Origin of the sequence: Neobacillus oceani, assembly GCF_046237595.1 — a bacterium.
Lineage (GTDB): Bacteria > Bacillota > Bacilli > Bacillales > Cytobacillaceae > Bacillus_D > Bacillus_D oceani.
In genome coordinates this window covers 44,338-62,285 of sequence record NZ_CP143543.1, presented here as the reverse complement: position 1 = coordinate 62,285, position 17,948 = coordinate 44,338, and the positions used below count along the sequence as shown (strand labels likewise).

16 protein-coding genes and 2 rRNA genes are annotated in these 17,948 nt (G+C 46.9%); 1 reads left to right on the top strand and 17 read right to left on the bottom strand.

What is annotated here, in order from left to right:
* Window positions 1-12: 12 nt before the first annotated feature.
* From rsmA to metG, 5 genes are all read right to left on the bottom strand, one after another.
* On the bottom strand, window positions 13-891 hold the full coding sequence (gene rsmA, locus V1499_RS00305; RefSeq protein WP_409272951.1) for a 16S rRNA (adenine(1518)-N(6)/adenine(1519)-N(6))-dimethyltransferase RsmA: 879 nt from the start codon (window positions 889-891) through the stop codon (window positions 13-15).
* Window positions 884-1,444: a ribonuclease M5 gene (gene rnmV, locus V1499_RS00300; RefSeq protein WP_409272949.1), complete on the bottom strand. Its 561-nt coding sequence runs from the start codon at window positions 1,442-1,444 to the stop codon at window positions 884-886. Before rnmV ends, rsmA begins: the two co-directional genes overlap by 8 nt.
* A gap of 169 nt (window positions 1,445-1,613) precedes the next feature.
* Window positions 1,614-2,801, bottom strand: a complete 1,188-nt coding sequence (locus V1499_RS00295) for a ubiquitin-like domain-containing protein (protein ID WP_409272947.1) — start codon at window positions 2,799-2,801, stop codon at window positions 1,614-1,616.
* Between the two features lie 233 nt (window positions 2,802-3,034).
* Window positions 3,035-3,805 (bottom strand): TatD family hydrolase, encoded by a 771-nt coding sequence (locus V1499_RS00290; protein WP_409272945.1) that lies wholly within the window; start codon window positions 3,803-3,805, stop codon window positions 3,035-3,037.
* Window positions 3,806-3,924: 119 nt separating this feature from the next.
* Complete coding sequence (gene metG / locus V1499_RS00285; RefSeq protein ID WP_409272943.1) at window positions 3,925-5,949, bottom strand: methionine--tRNA ligase; 2,025 nt, start codon at window positions 5,947-5,949, stop codon at window positions 3,925-3,927.
* Window positions 5,950-6,370: 421 nt separating this feature from the next.
* Between metG and V1499_RS00280 the strand changes: the two genes are divergently transcribed.
* On the top strand, window positions 6,371-6,667 hold the full coding sequence (locus V1499_RS00280) for an AbrB/MazE/SpoVT family DNA-binding domain-containing protein (protein WP_409272941.1): 297 nt from the start codon (window positions 6,371-6,373) through the stop codon (window positions 6,665-6,667).
* Window positions 6,668-6,719: 52 nt separating this feature from the next.
* On the opposite strand, the gene rsmI is transcribed toward V1499_RS00280, so the two are convergent.
* The 12 genes from rsmI to V1499_RS00220 all read right to left on the bottom strand — a co-directional run bounded on the left by rsmI (window position 6,720) and on the right by V1499_RS00220 (window position 17,921).
* Complete coding sequence (rsmI, locus tag V1499_RS00275; RefSeq protein WP_409272939.1) at window positions 6,720-7,592, bottom strand: 16S rRNA (cytidine(1402)-2'-O)-methyltransferase; 873 nt, start codon at window positions 7,590-7,592, stop codon at window positions 6,720-6,722.
* Window positions 7,570-7,857, bottom strand: a complete 288-nt coding sequence (locus tag V1499_RS00270) for a GIY-YIG nuclease family protein (RefSeq protein WP_316572779.1) — start codon at window positions 7,855-7,857, stop codon at window positions 7,570-7,572. The genes rsmI and V1499_RS00270 overlap by 23 nt, the downstream gene beginning before the upstream one ends.
* Window positions 7,844-8,587 carry a tRNA1(Val) (adenine(37)-N6)-methyltransferase gene (locus V1499_RS00265; RefSeq protein ID WP_409272938.1) on the bottom strand — a complete coding sequence of 248 codons (744 nt, stop codon included), beginning with the start codon at window positions 8,585-8,587 and terminating at the stop codon, window positions 7,844-7,846. Before V1499_RS00265 ends, V1499_RS00270 begins: the two co-directional genes overlap by 14 nt.
* A gap of 49 nt (window positions 8,588-8,636) precedes the next feature.
* On the bottom strand, window positions 8,637-8,999 hold the full coding sequence (gene yabA, locus V1499_RS00260) for a DNA replication initiation control protein YabA (RefSeq protein ID WP_409272936.1): 363 nt from the start codon (window positions 8,997-8,999) through the stop codon (window positions 8,637-8,639).
* Window positions 9,000-9,012: 13 nt separating this feature from the next.
* A complete protein-coding gene (locus tag V1499_RS00255; RefSeq protein WP_409272935.1) occupies window positions 9,013-9,840 on the bottom strand; it encodes a stage 0 sporulation family protein in 828 nt (275 codons plus the stop codon).
* The gene (holB, locus tag V1499_RS00250) at window positions 9,833-10,840 is read right to left on the bottom strand and encodes a DNA polymerase III subunit delta' (protein ID WP_409272933.1); all 1,008 of its coding nucleotides are present in this window, start codon (window positions 10,838-10,840) and stop codon (window positions 9,833-9,835) included. Before holB ends, V1499_RS00255 begins: the two co-directional genes overlap by 8 nt.
* 124 nt (window positions 10,841-10,964) lie before the next feature.
* Window positions 10,965-11,294 (bottom strand): cyclic-di-AMP receptor, encoded by a 330-nt coding sequence (locus V1499_RS00245; RefSeq protein ID WP_053368657.1) that lies wholly within the window; start codon window positions 11,292-11,294, stop codon window positions 10,965-10,967.
* A 117-nt stretch (window positions 11,295-11,411) separates the two neighbouring features.
* On the bottom strand, window positions 11,412-12,047 hold the full coding sequence (gene tmk / locus V1499_RS00240; RefSeq protein WP_409272931.1) for a dTMP kinase: 636 nt from the start codon (window positions 12,045-12,047) through the stop codon (window positions 11,412-11,414).
* Window positions 12,048-12,069: 22 nt separating this feature from the next.
* Window positions 12,070-13,497, bottom strand: coding sequence for an aminotransferase class I/II-fold pyridoxal phosphate-dependent enzyme (locus V1499_RS00235; protein WP_409272929.1), 1,428 nt, complete (start codon window positions 13,495-13,497; stop codon window positions 12,070-12,072).
* A 95-nt stretch (window positions 13,498-13,592) separates the two neighbouring features.
* The gene (locus tag V1499_RS00230; protein WP_409276187.1) at window positions 13,593-13,781 is read right to left on the bottom strand and encodes a sigma factor G inhibitor Gin; all 189 of its coding nucleotides are present in this window, start codon (window positions 13,779-13,781) and stop codon (window positions 13,593-13,595) included.
* An 893-nt stretch (window positions 13,782-14,674) separates the two neighbouring features.
* Window positions 14,675-14,790, bottom strand: a 5S ribosomal RNA gene (rrf, locus tag V1499_RS00225).
* A gap of 198 nt (window positions 14,791-14,988) precedes the next feature.
* A 23S ribosomal RNA gene (locus V1499_RS00220) occupies window positions 14,989-17,921 on the bottom strand.
* Between the last annotated feature and the right edge of the window lie 27 nt (window positions 17,922-17,948).

The window sequence follows — 17,948 nt, the reverse complement described above, 5'->3', positions numbered from 1 at the left end:
CGGCGGGAAAAATCAACTGAAAGCCGAAAGAAGGGCTTCGCTTAAGCGTGCGAACTCTTCAAGGGACAGGGTTTCCCCTCTCCTGGACGGCTCAATGCCCGCTTTCTCAAGCGCGGCGATGATGCCCTCTTTCCGTTCCTTTCCCCCCTCAAGCTGGCTCGTAAGGTTGTTCAGGATTGTTTTACGCCGCTGGGCGAATGCAGCCCTTGTAACTGTAAAGAAAAACTGTTCATTGGAAACCGATACAGCCGGCTTGGTCCTCACGTTGAGGCGTATTACCGCGGAATCAACATTTGGCTGTGGGACAAAAACCGTTTTCGGGACAACCATCACGGTTTCAGCCTCTGTATAATACTGGACCGCAATGGATAGCGAACCATAGTCCTTCGATCCCGGCCTGGCCGAAACCCTATCAGCGACCTCTTTTTGGAGCATTACGACAATTGCCCGGACGGGAAGCTTTTCCTCAAGAATTTTCATTATGATTGGTGTTGTCACGTAATAAGGCAAATTTGCGGCGACAACAAGGTCCATCCCAGGGTCGAATTCCTCCCTAATAACGGCCGCCGCATCAGCCTTCAAAAAGTCGCTGTGTATGACCTTTACATTCGAGTACGGGGAAAGTGTATCTTCTAGAATGGGCAGGAGCCGCTGATCGATTTCAAAGGCCACGGTCTTTTTGCTCGTCTTTGCCAGCTGCTCTGTCAAAGCGCCAATGCCGGGGCCAATTTCAATTGCTCCCGTTTCGCCATTTATGCCTGCCGCATCGACAATTTTGCGTAATATATTCGTATCGATTAAAAAGTTTTGCCCTAGGCTTTTCTTGAACGAAAATCCGTATTTCTCAAGTATCGCCCTTGTCCTTAATGGGGTTGCTATATCTTTATCCATTTTCATCCTCCCGCTGGATGGCTTTCAAAGCTTCCGCAAATTGGCTTCCGCTGATTTGGAACATTTTTAGCCGTTTATGAAGCTGTTTTCCATTGGTATACCCAATTTTCAGGATTTTGCCAAGCCTTGTCCGTTTCTCGCTGGCCCCCGGACCGCCAATCAGCCCGGCGTCCATCAAATCTTCCTGGGTGATTTCTTCGGCTGCTTCCTCATTTGTCAGCTGAGCGTCCTTTAACGCATTCCGGATCGCTTCAGGCTCCGCATGCTCAACCCCAATCCCTCGGCCACGCCGTTCTCTCGCCTCTTCTTTTGGCAAAAACGCATGCTTGCAGCCCGGTACCTTTTGTGCTATTTCTTGACGGATTTTCTCGCCTGGAAAATCGGGGTCAGTAAAAATAATGACGCCCCGTTTTTCATTCGCAAGCTTTATTTTTTCAATTGTTTCCTCATTTAAAGCGGAACCGTTTGTCTCGATCGTATCCGCCTCAACAGCCCTTTTTATCGCTGTGGTATCGTCTTTGCCTTCTACCACAATGATTTCTTTAATTTTCATTGCGTCCTCCATCGTATATGGAAATAAAACTTAATCTATTTGCAAAAAAACTGAAACCAAACTGTAACCTTATACGTCTATATAAGCAGTAAGGAATTTACGTCCTTAGTATAAGGAATATCGGGCACAAAAACAAAATGCAGAGGTTTGCCCCCTGCATTTATGTATACTAATTCAAAATCTTAATCTTCACTTTCCTTGTTCCCCATCGATATGCGTCAGACAAATTTGGGAAAAAGACATCGATTTTATATCCCTTGATCGCGGATCCTTTATCGGCGGCGACGGCATACCCATACCCTTCAACATACACTTTTGTACCAAGCGGGATTACCCTTGGATCAACGGCAATTACTTTTACATGTGGATTGGCACGAAGATTGATTCCTGTTGCAGTCGTACCGGAACAGCCATTGCAGCCGGCCGTGTAGGCAGTCGAAGATACATAAAGTTCTTTGCCCCCAGCAGGAGCGGCGCCCCGTGAAACTTGGGCCACAAGGACCTTCGTACCCACAGCAACAACTTTGTCCTGTTTGGCGCGGACTGTTTTTTCACTGATTAGCTTTCTGGTTACTTCTTTGCCATTTTCCCTGACTACTTCGAACTTCTTAGAGCGAAGCCCTTCTTTCCCTTCGGTGACAACCTTCTTTTCACCCTTTGCCAGTTTGGAATCCTTCTTTGTAACTACGGCAAACTTAATTGGTTCTTCCACTACATCGGTGACTTTTTCTACTCGAATGACCTTTATCACGGCATTTTGTTTGATCTTTTCCTGTAAAGGAGGGTCAACCCGATCAAGTTTAGTTAGTATAATGCCTTGCTGTTTTAAAAAGTCAGCGACCGTAGTCGAAGTGGACCACACTTTTTGTTCTTTCTTGTTGCCATCGATTAAGCTTAAATAAAGAGCTTTCCTGATTTCGATACTCATTTTGTCGCTGATTCGCTCTTCAGGCTTCACTGAAATATGATCTTGTGGTATCAACGTTATCTTTTGCTCGTCAAGGAGCTCCCCAACCGTGTTGGCTGTAGTCCATACCGTTTTTTTCTCGTTATCTTTGACAAGTTCAACCTGCTTCGCTTTCTTCCAGACGATTTCAAGGTTGTTTTTCACCTTGGTCTCGACGGGAGGAAACAAATAGTCCTTTGAGTTGACCTTGATGTTCAACTCCCTGAATAGATCTTCCACGGTGCCAGCCCGGGTTTCCACCACTTTCTCCTTGCCGTTGAGCGTCAAGGCGACGGTGCTTTTCGTCCCTTCATAAAAAAGGATCCCGAGGGTAGCTATGAAAACTAGGAAACTGGCAAAAAAGAGTGCCACTTTCTTCCTACTCAAAGACGTTGGAAACAGGCTTTTCATGTTTATGGATCCGATGAAAAACGCCTCCTTTTCTTGGAGTGATTATATAGAACCATAATGCCGGCTGTCAACTCTGGTAGTTTTCCGAAGGTAGTTCTAATTATGCACATCCCTCCCGAAAAAGCAAAGAATAACTTATCGACATGTTCATCCTATGCAGAAAAGGAGACTTGTAGAACTTTTTGTTTTTTTATAAAAATTGGACAAACCCTCTCGTAATTCGACACGTTCTTCTATCGGCTTATGCCGAATAATCGCATAGCATTTTCGGTTGTAGCCTTTGCCACATCCTCAAACGGAATGCCCTTGATTCTGGCAATTTCCTCGGCGACCAGCTTGACATAGGAAGGTTCATTGCGTTTTCCCCTATGTGGATGCGGGGTAAGGTAAGGGCAGTCTGTCTCAACGAGGAGCTTATCGAGCGGCAATTCAGCCGCCACTTCCTTCGGCTTGACAGCATTCTTGAACGTAACCGGGCCCCCAAGCGAAATATAGAAATTCATCTCTACACATTGCTTTGCAATTTCAACACTTCCGCTAAAGCAGTGCATAATGCCCCCGACCTCTGAAGCATTTTCCTCCTTCAGGATTTGCACAATATCCGCTGTTGCCTCCCTGTTATGGATGACAATCGGAAGTTTCACTTTTTTTGCAAGCCTGATCTGCTTTCTGAACACTTCTTTTTGGATATCCCTGGGTGATTTGTCCCAGTGGTAATCCAAGCCCGTTTCACCTAGGGCAACAACCTTGGGATGCGCTGCAAGCTCTTCAATCCACGACAGGTCCTCATCAGTCATGTCGATGGCATCGACCGGATGCCAGCCGACACAGGCATAAATGAAATCATGGGTCTCCGCGAGTTCAATGGCCTTTTCGATTGTCGGCCGGTCAAACCCGACCACAACAATTTTTTCGACTCCATTTTCTTTCGCCCGGCCGATGACTTCCTCAATATCTTCCTCATACTGTTCCGCGTTCAAGTGCGCATGGGTGTCTATCAACATGATGCCACTTCCTTTCTTATCTTTGGTCTGCTTTATACGAAAAAGGGAATGCACCCGCGGCAGATTGCGCGGCGGGCATTCCCTTCACTATTATGTCCCATTGATGGAGGGTTATTGGGTTACTTGATTTTTGTTCCATTCGGCAGGCTCTGGTCAACAGAGGCAAGCGAAAGTGTCCCCTCTGTCTTTCCGGCAAGGATCATCCCTTGGGACAGCTCTCCCCGCAATTTAACCGGCTTGAGGTTTGTCACACAAATAACCTTTCTTCCGATAAGTTCTTCCGGCTTATAATACTCCGCGATTCCTGAAACAACCTGGCGCTTTTCATAGCCGAGGTCAAGTTGCAGCTTCAACAGTTTATCAGCCTTTTTCACCGGTTCGGCATGAAGCACCTCCGCAATCCTCAAATCGATTTTCATAAATTCATCGATGGAGATTTCTTCCGTTTCAGGCATTTCTTCTTTCGTTTCTTCCTGCTTTTTTTCCGTTTCTGGAGCAGGCGCAGCCGATCCCTGCATATGCAATTTAATGAATTCTACCTCTTCGGCAATTTCGAGGCGCGGGAATAAAGGAGCCCCTTTCACTACTTTTGTCCCGGCTGGAATGATTCCGAATTCCGCGAGGCTTTCCCATGACTTCAGAGAGCCATCCACAATCCCAAGCTGTTCAAAAATCTGCTGAGGGGAGCGCGTCAAGAACGGTTGCAGAAGGACGGCAATCCTCCGTAGCGATTCGGCAAGGTGCGCCATAACTGAACCGAGTTCAGCTTTACGCTTCTCGTCCTTGGCAATTACCCATGGCTGAGTTTCGTCAATGTATTTATTGGACCGGCTGACAAGCTGCCATATCGACGAAAGGGCCACAGAAAACTCCATTCTTTCCATCGCAGCTTCGTATTTCACGGCTGTTTCCCTGTTGGCTGCAAGGAGACTCTCGTCATACTCAGTTACAGAACCTGCATAAGCTGGTATCTCACCGCCAAAATATTTGTCGACCATTGCGACTGTACGATTTAGGAGGTTTCCAAGGTCGTTGGCCAGATCGAAATTAATCCGTTCGACAAAACCTTCCGGAGTAAACACGCCGTCCGACCCAAATGGCACTTCACGCAGGAGGTAATACCTTAGGGAGTCCAGGCCGTACCTGTCTATTAACGTGACCGGGTTTACGACATTCCCTTTCGATTTGGACATTTTTCCATCCTTCATTAGAAGCCAGCCATGGGCAAACACCTTTTTAGGAAGAGGGAGCCCCAATGCCATCAGCATAATCGGCCAATAAATCGTATGGAAACGGACAATTTCCTTACCGACCAAATGGACGTCCGCAGGCCAATATTTTTGGTATTTCGATTCATCGTCGCTTCCATAGCCCAACGCGGTTATATAATTGGACAGGGCATCAATCCATACATAAATTACATGCTTTGGATTGCCCGGAACTTTGATGCCCCAGTCAAACGTAGTCCTTGAAACAGCAAGATCCTCCAGCCCCGGTTTTATGAAATTGTTAATCATTTCATTTTTTCGTGATTCCGGCTGGATGAATTCAGGATTTTCTTCGTAAAATTGGAGCAGCCTGTCTGCATACTTGCTCATCCGGAAGAAATAGGACTCTTCTTTAACCTTCTCAACAGGGCGCCCACAATCGGGGCAATTCCCTTCAGCAAGCTGCCTGTCCGTGTAAAAGGATTCGCAAGGGGTACAATACCAACCTTCGTATTCATCCAGGTAAATGTCCCCTTGTTCGACAAGCTGCGCAAAAAGCTTGTCGACCGATTTTTTATGCCTGTCCTCCGTTGTTCTGATAAAATCATCGTAAGAAATATCAAGTTTTTTCCAAAGATCTTGGATCCCGGCTACAATCCCATCCACATATTGCTGTGGGCTTAGGCCTTCTTCTTCCGCCTTTCGCTGAATCTTTTGGCCGTGTTCATCCGTGCCGGTCAAATACATCACATCATAGCCGCGAAGGCGCTTGTATCTAGCCATCGCATCCCCTGCTACCGTTGTATATGCATGCCCTATATGCAAATTCCCACTTGGATAGTAAATAGGGGTTGTCAGGTAAAACGTTTTGCCTCTCTTTTCCATCGAGATCTCTCCTTCATGTATACCTATCGCCCAAAAGGCTGTTGAGGTCATTATTGCCTTTTCTTTTCAGCTTCTATCACCAAAATATACAGAAAATCCAGGTTTTCTGCAATATAATCGGCTTTACGGCAAGCAGGTTCAAAAAACTTTTTGTTTCTATCCCTATAAAAATGTCGGAAGCGTCGAATAGTATTGTTGTCTGGACTATAAACTCCTGTTTGTCGAAATTTGCGTTTTTTTAATATTTTATTATACTAATAAAGTGTCTAGAGTTTTTTCCTGTTTTTTCAAAAAGGAATTTTAGTATTCTGAAAACATTGATGCATTAAGGTTTTTATCAATTTAAAATTTGTTAATACCTATTTTGAGATAAATTTATTGACGAATTTAGGAATCACTGGTATTATAAAATTATTAAAAAAATGTCGAATAATGACGAATGATGTTGTATTATAAGAGAATGTTTTAAAAAATGGGAGGAGAAGCTTACATGAAATCTACAGGTATTGTACGTAAAGTTGACGAACTCGGCCGGGTGGTTATTCCAATCGAATTAAGACGCACACTTGGCATCGCGGAAAAAGACGCACTGGAAATCTATGTTGACGATGAGCGCATCATCCTCAAAAAATATAAACCAAATATGACTTGCCAAGTGACCGGTGAAGTTTCCGATGACAACTTAGCCCTTGCAGAAGGAAAGCTAATTCTTAGCCGTGAAGGCGCGGAACAGCTATTAAAGGAAATCGAGTCAGTATTCAGCAAGTAGTTCTTAAAAGGCTTCTCCTTTGCCGGAGAAGCCTTTTAATGTTCATAATTTTTCATTCTATGTGATATTCCCTGTAAATATCCCGCTTGCTTAACCCGCGGTCTTTTGCCGCTTTTTTTATCGCATCCTTTGATGCAAGGTTTTCAGTGGCAATATAATGGCTGACATGCTCCTCGACCGACATGCCTTCCCACCAAGGTAATTCTTCCGAAACTGCTTCATTCCCGCCCTCAAGAATTAGGCAAAATTCCCCCCTTACTTCACCGCTCTTGCACCAGTCAATAGCTTCCTCGACGGTTCCCCGAATGAATTCCTCGAATTTTTTCGTCAATTCCCTGCAGAGGACGATTTTGCGATTCCCCAAAACCTCATTAATCAGGACGAGCGTTTCCTTTAGGCGATGTGGTGATTCGTATAGGATAATGGTTGCTGGCTGTTTTTTTAATAATTCCAGCTCATTTTTCTTTTCCTTGCGCTGCCTGTTCAGAAAACCATAGAAATAAAACGGCTGCGGGGGAAGGCCGGACGCAATCAGGGAAGTCAGCGCGGCATTTGCCCCTGGCAGAGGAACTACTGCAATATTTTCCTTTATTGCCATAACAATAATGTCATATCCCGGATCAGAAATCGCGGGCATGCCCGCATCACTGACCAACGCTACTTTCTCTCCGCTTTTCAGCTTTTCCAGCAATTTTTCCCCGCTTGAATCTTTGTTGTGTTCATGGTAACTAACAACAGGGGTTTCTATTTCAAAATAATTGCACAGCTTCTTTGTATTCCGTGTATCCTCGGCTGCGATGACAGCCGCTTCCTTGAGAATCCTAATTGCCCGAAAGCTCATATCCTCCAAATTTCCAATCGGGGTTGGTACAAGGTAAAGAATTCCTTTATGATTTTCATTTTCAAAGCTCTTTTGCTGCCGCATCCGAACAGCCCCCTTCCCTTGCCAAAAACTCTTCCTTTTTTACCCTTGAAAGCTGTTTAAAGCGGTATTCCGCCTGCATTGCTTCTGTTTTGGATTGAAAGAGCTGGGCGAAAACAAGTTTAACCGGCCCGCGGCCCCTTGTATATTTGGCGCCTTTTCCCTCATTATGGAGCCTGACCCTCCGTTCAAGATCATTCGTATAGCCTCCATAATAACTGCCGTCGCGGCACGACAATACATAGAAGTAATGGTCAGTTGACGCCATATAAAATCTCCCGTACTTCCGGAGTATATTCATTATTTCTGTCATAAACAATTAGAGGAGGCAGGATTTTAAGGCCTGGCTGACCATTCTTGGTTGCTTCCACAAGCATTGTATTCGCTTCCTTCCCCTCCTTAGGATAAACAAATTTCATCCTCTTTGGCTCAAGCCGGTATTTGCGCATTACCTCTATCATATCATTCAGCCGTTCGGGCCGGTGCACAAAAGCGACCTTCCCCCCTGCCCTGGCAAGAGCGGCTGAGACTCGGATCGTATCCTCAAGGGTGCACATTATTTCATGCCTTGCGATTGCATAATGTTCATTCTCATTGATTTCAGAGGTTGGCGGCGTTTTAAAGTATGGAGGATTGCATGTAACAACATCAAACTTCCCATAGCCTAGCTTCGTGGGCATATCCTTTAAATCCCCATGGATCATCTTCAGACGGCTTTCCAGGCCGTTGTAGGCGATGCTCCTTACAGCCATATCATAGAGCCGCTCCTGGATTTCTACGCCTGTAATCCGCCCCTTTGTCCTTTTGCTTAGAAAAAGCGGAATGACACCATTGCCGCTACATAAATCGATCAAGTTCCCTTTCTGAATAGGAACATAGACGAACCGTGACAGTAGGACCGCGTCTAACGAAAAAGAGAATACTGTCGGGCTCTGAATGATCCGTAAATTTTCGGCAAGCAAATAGTCCAGCCGCTCATCATCTTTTAAATCGGCCATTGTTTACCTCCCACATCCACAAAAAGGCCTTCCCGGTGAAAGGAAGGCTTTATTTTTTATTCAAAAATGACAGGCAAAACAGGCAGTCGCCTTCTTTCCGCAGGCTTCCGAAATGCAAGTTGCAAATATGGAAACCTTCCTGGTAAAGGCGCGCCAAATTGTCATAGCCTTCACCAATGTCCACAGTCCTGGCTTCTGATGCACCAGCCTTTTTTTCCTTTTTGCCCGGACCTTCCATCTGTTCCGGTGTTTTTTCAAAGCGCCGGCGCAGGAACTCGTTTTCAAGCTTCAGTGAGTGATTCTCTTCCAGTATTTCTGCAAGATGCTGTTTTAATTCACCGAGCTGCTGGTAAAGATTCCCGATTTGGGTTTCCATCGAGCCGACCGATTCAAAAATTTCCTTCTTATCCACGTATTCCACCTCATCAGTCTGTGGATGGTATCGAAAAAGCTCCTTCTTTAAGGATTTCGTCGAGGGTGAATTCAAGCACCCTTTCCTGTTCCTTTATTTCGACCTGGAGAATGCGCTCCAGGATATTCAATCCAACAACCTTTCCTCTTCCCAGAGGAGTGGTAATCACTTCGCCGAGATCAGGAAGGAGATCCTTTGCTGTTTCATATTCGTCATTTTCATATTTCAGACAGCACATGAGGCGGCCGCATAATCCTGAAATCTTGGTTGGGTTGAGGGAAAGATTTTGATCCTTCGCCATTTTGATTGAAACCGGATCAAAATCGCCGAGAAACGTCGAGCAGCACAGCATCCTTCCGCAAGGGCCTATCCCCCCGAGCATTTTTGCTTCATCCCTCACTCCAATTTGCCTTAATTCAATCCTTGTCCTGAAAATGGACGCAAGATCCTTGACAAGCTCCCTGAAATCGACCCTGCCATCGGCGGTGAAGTAGAATATAACCTTGTTCCTGTCAAATGTATATTCAACATCGACAAGTTTCATATCAAGCTGGTGCCCGTTCACCTTTTCACAGCAAACATCATACGCTTCCTTGGCAGCAAGCTTGTTTTCCTCCACAATGAGCCTATCCTTTTGATCTGCAATCCGCACAACCTTTTTCAAAGGGAGGACAACATCATGCTCGTCCACTTGTTTGCGGGCGATGACCACCTTGCCGAATTCGACTCCGCGTACGGTTTCGACAATGACATAGTCATCCTTTTCTATGGGCAGATCTCCGGGATCGAAGTAATATATTTTCCCCGCTTTCTTAAAGCGGACCCCGACTACATCATACAAATGCTGATCCCTCCTGCAATTTTAACACGAGCTGCTCCATCAGAAGTTGGGGGTTCATATTGGCGTGAAGCCTCCGCTTCGCATCAAGAACCGCCGCCATCTGATCTGGCAGGCTGCGTGTCCGGGTTTGTAGGGCAAATTGCTGAAGCCGTCCAAATTCTTTTTTAAAAACAATTTGCTCCTGCTTACCCAACTGTATATATAATAAGTCCTTAAGTACGAGCAGTAGTAAGTCCAGGCCGCGATCAATCTGATCTTTCTCTTTAAAGTGCTGGAACCATTCCCCCTGGAGGGCGACCATTACCTCCAACGGATTCTTTTTAAGCACTTCATATAATTTTACCACTTTTTTTTGGGCTTGTGCAAACCAATCCTGCGTATTTAGTTCCAACGCTTCATTAACATTATTTGTCAATTGAGCTAGCAGAGGGGCAGAATCCGGGTCTACCCCGTTTTCAACCAGCCGTTTAATGAAAAAATCAGGAGAAAGAGGACGAAACGATAATATTTGGCAGCGTGACAGGATGGTCGGAAGCATTTGCTGAGGGTTCTCCGTAAGCAAGACCGCAACTGTCCCGGCTCCCGGCTCTTCAAGGAATTTCAGCAGGGAATTGGATGCTCCGGATGACATTTTTTCGGCATCGGCAATTACATAAATTTTCCGGGAAGATTCCATTCCTTTTTTCGAGAACTCTTCTTGCAAATCCTTGATTTGCTGCTTTTTGATCGAAAGTCCATCCGGTTCAACCCAGTGGACATCGGGATGGTTGCCGCTGTCGATACGCTTGCAGTTCAGGCAGTTTTCGCACGGCTTGAAGCCATCGATTGGATTCCCGCAGAATAGCGCTTTTGACAAGAGCCTGGCCGCATCTTTTTTCCCGGTTCCCCGCATTCCTTCAAACAAATAAGCGTGGGCCACCCGGTTCTTTTGTATACTGTTCTTTATCATTTTCAATGCTGCAGGCTGAATTTCTTCAAGCCCATCCCACGTTATCGCCAATCCTGCTCACCTGCTTTTGATTCAATTTAATGATCAGTGGAAAATCGCCACTGTTAGAGATTTTCACTTATAGAAAGGGGGAAGGCGCCTTTTTTAAAAAAGGGCCTTCCAAAAATGCGGCTTGTTAAAATTGCAAAAATTGCTCGATTGGCAGGACAAACACAGTTGCTCCGCCAACCTCAACTTCAACCGGGTATGGAACGTAGGAATCCGCATTCCCTCCCATGGGCGAAACCGGTGCCACAAGCTGGTCCCTCGCTTTACAGTTAATTCTGATTATCTCCAGCGCCTTCTCGACTCTTGCGTCATCCGTACCAATCATAAAGGTTGTATTTCCCGATTTAAGAAAGCCTCCTGTTGTAGCAAGCTTTGTAGCCCTGAAATTATGCTCAACAAGCGCGTTTGAAAGCCTGTTGCTATCCTGGTCCTGTACAACTGCAATAATTAACTTCATTTGCGTACAACCTCCTTTTTCAAGTGATTGGTACTATACTTTCTTCCATTATAGCAGGATTTCCTGCTCCCCACATGGTTAAAGGGATTGGAAATTATCTTTATGAAAAAATCCTCCCTATTTCGAAGGGAGGATCTCCTTTATTTTTGACAAAGCCGCGTTAAAAACTTCCTCCATTGGCAAGGAGGCGTCAATCATTGCAATCCTCTCTGGAAAACGTTCCAAAAGAAGATGATAGCCTTCCCTTACTTTACGGTGGAATTCAAGCTCTTCCATATCCAGCCGGTTTACCTCTCGTCCCTTGTGCTTTTCAATCCGGGCCAATCCTTCTTCTGGGGCAATGTCAAAATAGATTGTTAAATCAGGCATCATCGTTTCAATGGCGAACTCATTTATCTTGTAGACCTCATCGATACCCAATCCCCGTGCATATCCCTGATAGGCAAGTGAGCTGTCGACAAATCGGTCACAAAGGACAACGGCGCCATCCTCAAGGGCTGGCTTTACTTTTTCAACCAGATGCTGCCTTCTAGCCGCGGCGTACAGCAGCGCTTCCGTACGAGGGTCCATCGCAGTATTGTCCGGTTCTAATATAACCCTTCTAATTTGCTCCGCGATGTCAATTCCGCCCGGTTCCCTTGTAGTAAGGGTTTTAATGCCTTTACTTTTCAAATGTTCGTCCAAAAGGCCCAAAACCGTTGTTTTTCCCGCTCCCTCAGGGCCTTCAGTCGTTATAAATAATCCTGTTTTCATTATGACCTCCAAAAATTCGAGCTTATCTATAGATGAGAATTTCTCCTTCTTCAAGCCACTCACCGCCGTGAAACCGGGAACCTGATTTGATTAGTTGCTCCAGCTTCCCGGCCATCGATTCGCTAATCCGCTCCCCTTTCAGTATAAGCGGAATTCCGGGGGGATAGGGAATAATCGTCTCTGCCGCAACCAAACCTGGCGCTTTTTCAAGCTTAACAGGTTCGCCTTTGAGCCGGTCCATTTCGCGATAAGAAAGGGCCAGCCGTGACAGAGTTCCGCCCTTAGAGAATTCATGAGCCTCCTGTTGGGCCGGAGAGTAATCGGAAAGTATGTCTTTAACCTTCTTGGCTGTAGAAGCGAACGGGTAGGACATACCCTCTTTTAGAAGAGGAAGCACAAACAAAACATTGAATGGATCGGCGAGTTCTGTATAGATTCCCTCATGTTCAAGAAGCTGCTGGATTTCATAGCCGGTAAGCCTGCAGGCACTTTGTATCACCATTTTTAACGGATCGGTTCTTCCTTCTTCATTGAGGACCCGTATTTGCGGAATATCAGCCAGTTCCTTTCTGAACCTCCCAATTTCTTCCATCAGGATGGACAAGTCCCTCTTTTTAAAACTTCCAAGATACATCCGCGCCAAATCCAATGAAGCCATAATCGGATAAGATGGGCTGCTTGACTGAAGCATTTGCAAGTAATCTTTTAAGCGGCCACGATTGACAAGCCTGCTATTAAAATGGAGGAAAGACCCCATTGTCATTGCAGGAAGTGTCTTATGGGCAGATTGGACAACCACATCAGCTCCAAGAGCGACCGCTGATTGGGGGAAGCTGTCCCCGGCAATAAAGTGGGCGCCATGCGCCTCATCCACAAGTACCGGAATCCCGTTTTGGTGGGCAACTTCTATTATGCCGGCAATCGGGTCGGCAATTCCATAATAGTTCGGGTATGTAAGAACAATTCCTTTTATTTCAGGAAAACGCATTATTGCCTGTTTGACCGCCTCTGTATCCAGGCCGCCAGCAACCTTCCACTCACCGTTAAAAACCGGCTCTATGAAAATAGGGTCAGCTTTTGCAAGATGCAAAGCATTTACGATTGACTTGTGGCAATTCCGCTGGACAAGAATCTTGTCCTCTTCCCCACAAACCGCTAAAATCATGGCGAGATTGCCACCGGTGGAACCGTTCACGAGAAAGAAGCTTTCTTCCACCCCGTACAGCTCGGCCAAAAGCTTCGCTGCTTCCTGAATCACCCCTTCCGGTGAATGGAGATCATCCAGGCCTGAAAGTTCCGTAGCATCGATTTTCATGACTTCCGTAAAGAATCCCCAGGCCTTTTCATTAAGGACAGTTCCATATTTATGGCCTGGTACATGGAAAGAAACCGGTTCTTTATTTGCATGTGCCATTAATGCATGTAGTAAAGGTACATTTTGCTGATTCATATTTACTCCCTGATAAAGTAAAGTCTTATCTATTTTATCAGACTAAAACGGATTAGGGGTAACAGGGAAAAAAAATAAAGCCCCGACAGGACTTTTTATGATAGTATTCGCGCCTCAGCCACTTTCCTGAGTTGTTTTAAAAAATATATATACCTGGGGTCGTTTGTTTCAGTGGAGACCATATCCCTTTCACACTCCGAACAAATAAAAGAAGTGTAAAGATGTATACCCTGCGTTTTCGTTTTCTCGCACACGACACATTCTTCCTTATAATGATTTGCCACAGGCTGATAATCCACTTCTCCCACCTCCTACCCCCATTGTGCCCAATGGACAGGATTTGTATACAATTTTTCGAATTGTCATACCGCCTATTGTTCTTAATGTATGTGCGGATGCCCAATTCGGTGTATGTCTACCCGTTTTTTATTGCGAGTTTCCATAAAAGGGTTGATTTCATTTTCCCGTACTTATTGGACCGATTATTATAAGCTGGCGCTGGCTTGTCACTTATCAGGGGTTTCTGATAACCGAACCGGATTTCGGCGCTGGCTTGTCACTTATATCGGGAACACTTGGATATTCATTTTGCTGTCCAGAGACCAGACTTCTTCGGACAAACAGCTCTTGAAAATTCACTTTGCTGTCCGGAGATCAGACTTCTTTGGACACACAACACTCGGAAAATCACTTTACTGTCCAGAGATCACGCTTCTTTGGACAAACAACCCTTGAAAATTCACTTTGCTGTCCAGAGATTAGACTTCTTTGGACACACAACACTCGGAAATTCACTTTACTGTCCAGAGATTACGCTTCTTTGGACACACATCCCATGAAAATTCACTTTGCTGTCCAGAGATTAGACTTCTTTGGACAAGCAACCCTTTAAAATTCACTTTACTGTCCAGAGATAAGGTTTATTTGGACACACGACCCTTGAAAATTTACTTTGCTGTCCAGAGATCAGACTTCTTTGGACACACTTTATCTGACAACCACATCGAATTTTGACTTCTGACTGTCCCTTAAACAAGGATTATGGGACAACTTTTCAGCTTTTTTCTTTTTGCCGCTCTCTCAAACATGGACAGACAGGTTTTCAATGGCTGGCAGTTCATTCACATGTCTTAAAGACACCAAAAAAGGCAACCCATCTAAGGTTGCCTTCGATTTTGCCCGGCAGCGTCCTACTCTCACAGGGGCAAGGCCCCAACTACCATCGGCGCTGAGAAGCTTAACTTCCGTGTTCGGTATGGGAACGGGTGTGGCCTTCTCGCCATAACTGCCAGACTATTTGGTTTGAGGTTCATTCCCTCAAAACTGGATAATTTTCAGAAGAAGTTCGGAAGAACACGGTAATCTTATTGTCCAGCTGCGGCTCCTAGCCTCTCGAGGTCGCTTCAGTCCGTCCATCGAAGTCAAAGAACGACTTCAATTACCGGCCTTCCAGCGCTTGTCGAGGCTGACCAGTCGCCTCCGCTTTTCTATTTGGTTAAGTCCTCGATCGATTAGTATCAGTCAGCTCCACACGTCGCCGTGCTTCCACCTCTGACCTATCAACCTGATCATCTTTCAGGGATCTTACTTCTTTCGAATGGGAAATCTCATCTTGAGGGGGGCTTCATGCTTAGATGCTTTCAGCACTTATCCCGTCCGCACATAGCTACCCAGCGATGCCTTTGGCAAGACAACTGGTACACCAGCGGTGCGTCCATCCCGGTCCTCTCGTACTAAGGACAGCTCCTCTCAAATTTCCTGCGCCCACGACGGATAGGGACCGAACTGTCTCACGACGTTCTGAACCCAGCTCGCGTACCGCTTTAATGGGCGAACAGCCCAACCCTTGGGACCGACTACAGCCCCAGGATGCGATGAGCCGACATCGAGGTGCCAAACCTCCCCGTCGATGTGGACTCTTGGGGGAGATAAGCCTGTTATCCCCGGGGTAGCTTTTATCCGTTGAGCGATGGCCCTTCCATGCGGAACCACCGGATCACTAAGCCCGACTTTCGTCCCTGCTCGACTTGTAGGTCTCGCAGTCAAGCTCCCTTGTGCCTTTACACTCTGCGAATGATTTCCAACCATTCTGAGGGAACCTTTGGGCGCCTCCGTTACATTTTGGGAGGCGACCGCCCCAGTCAAACTGCCCGCCTGACACTGTCTCCCACCCAGATCATGGGTGCGGGTTAGAATTTCAATACAGCCAGGGTAGTATCCCACCGACGCCTCCACCGAAGCTGGCGCTCCGGCTTCACAGGCTCCTACCTATCCTGTACAAGCTGTACCAAAATTCAATATCAGGCTGCAGTAAAGCTCCACGGGGTCTTTCCGTCCTGTCGCGGGTAACCTGCATCTTCACAGGTACTATAATTTCACCGAGTCTCTCGTTGAGACAGTGCCCAGATCGTTACGCCTTTCGTGCGGGTCGGAACTTACCCGACAAGGAATTTCGCTACCTTAGGACCGTTATAGTTACGGCCGCCGTTTACTGGGGCTTCGATTCAGAGCTTCGCTTGCGCTAACCCCTCCTCTTAACCTTCCAGCACCGGGCAGGCGTCAGCCCCTATACTTCGCCTTGCGGCTTCGCAGAGACCTGTGTTTTTGCTAAACAGTCGCCTGGGCCTATTCACTGCGGCTCTTCAGGGCTATGAACCCTAAAGAGCACCCCTTCTCCCGAAGTTACGGGGTCATTTTGCCGAGTTCCTTAACGAGAGTTCTCTCGCTCACCTTAGGATTCTCTCCTCGCCTACCTGTGTCGGTTTGCGGTACGGGCACCTTCCATCTCGCTAGAGGCTTTTCTTGGCAGTGTGGAATCAGGAACTTCGGTACTAAATTTCCCTCGCTGTCACAGCTCAGCCGTCACGGAAAGCGGATTTGCCTGCTTTCCAGCCTAACTGCTTAGACGCACATATCCGACAGTGCGCTTACCCTATCCTCCTGCGTCCCCCCATTGCTCAAACGATGAAGAGGTGGTACAGGAATATCAACCTGTTGTCCATCGCCTACGCCTTTCGGCCTCGGCTTAGGTCCCGACTAACCCTGAGCGGACGAGCCTTCCTCAGGAAACCTTAGGCATTCGGTGGATGGGATTCTCACCCATCTTTCGCTACTCATACCGGCATTCTCACTTCCAAACGCTCCACAGGTCCTTCCGGTCCTGCTTCAACGCCCTTGGAACGCTCTCCTACCACTGACATCGAAGATGTCAATCCACAGCTTCGGTGATACGTTTAGCCCCGGTACATTTTCGGCGCAGAGTCACTCGACCAGTGAGCTATTACGCACTCTTTAAATGGTGGCTGCTTCTAAGCCAACATCCTGGTTGTCTAAGCAACTCCACATCCTTTTCCACTTAACGTATACTTTGGGACCTTAGCTGGTGGTCTGGGCTGTTTCCCTCTTGACTACGGATCTTATCACTCGCAGTCTGACTCCCACGGATAAGTCTTTGGCATTCGGAGTTTGTCTGAATTCGGTAACCCGATGGGGGCCCCTAGTCCAAACAGTGCTCTACCTCCAAGACTCTTACAACGTGAGGCTAGCCCTAAAGCTATTTCGGAGAGAACCAGCTATCTCCAGGTTCGATTGGAATTTCACCGCTACCCACACCTCATCCCCGCACTTTTCAACGTACGTGGGTTCGGTCCTCCATCCAGTGTTACCTGGACTTCAACCTGGACATGGGTAGATCACCTGGTTTCGGGTCTACGGCCACATACTCATTCGCCCTATTCAGACTCGCTTTCGCTGCGGCTCCGCCTCTTCGGCTTAACCTTGCATGGGACCGTAACTCGCCGGTTCATTCTACAAAAGGCACGCCATCACCCATGAACGGGCTCTGACTACTTGTAGGCACACGGTTTCAGGATCTCTTTCACTCCCCTTCCGGGGTGCTTTTCACCTTTCCCTCACGGTACTGGTTCACTATCGGTCACTAGGGAGTATTTAGCCTTGGGAGATGGTCCTCCCGGATTCCGACCGGATTTCACGTGTCCGGCCGTACTCAGGATCCACTCAGGAGGGAACGAAGTTTCAGCTACAGGGCTTTTACCTTCTCCGGCAGGCCTTTCCAGGCCTCTTCGCCTACCCCGTTCCTTTGTAACTCCATGTAGAGTGTCCTACAACCCCGGAAGGCAAGCCTTCCGGTTTGGGCTATGTCCCGTTTCGCTCGCCGCTACTTGGGGAATCGCGTTTGCTTTCTCTTCCTCCGGGTACTTAGATGTTTCAGTTCCCCGGGTCTGCCTTCAATACCCTATGGATTCAGGTAAAGATGCCACCCCATTACGGATGGCGGGTTTCCCCATTCGGAAATCTCCGGATCAAAGCTCACTTACAGCTCCCCGGAGCATATCGGTGTTAGTCCCGTCCTTCATCGGCTCCTAGTGCCAAGGCATCCACCGTGCGCCCTTTCTAACTTAACCTAAAAGGTCATTCCACTCTGTTTACCA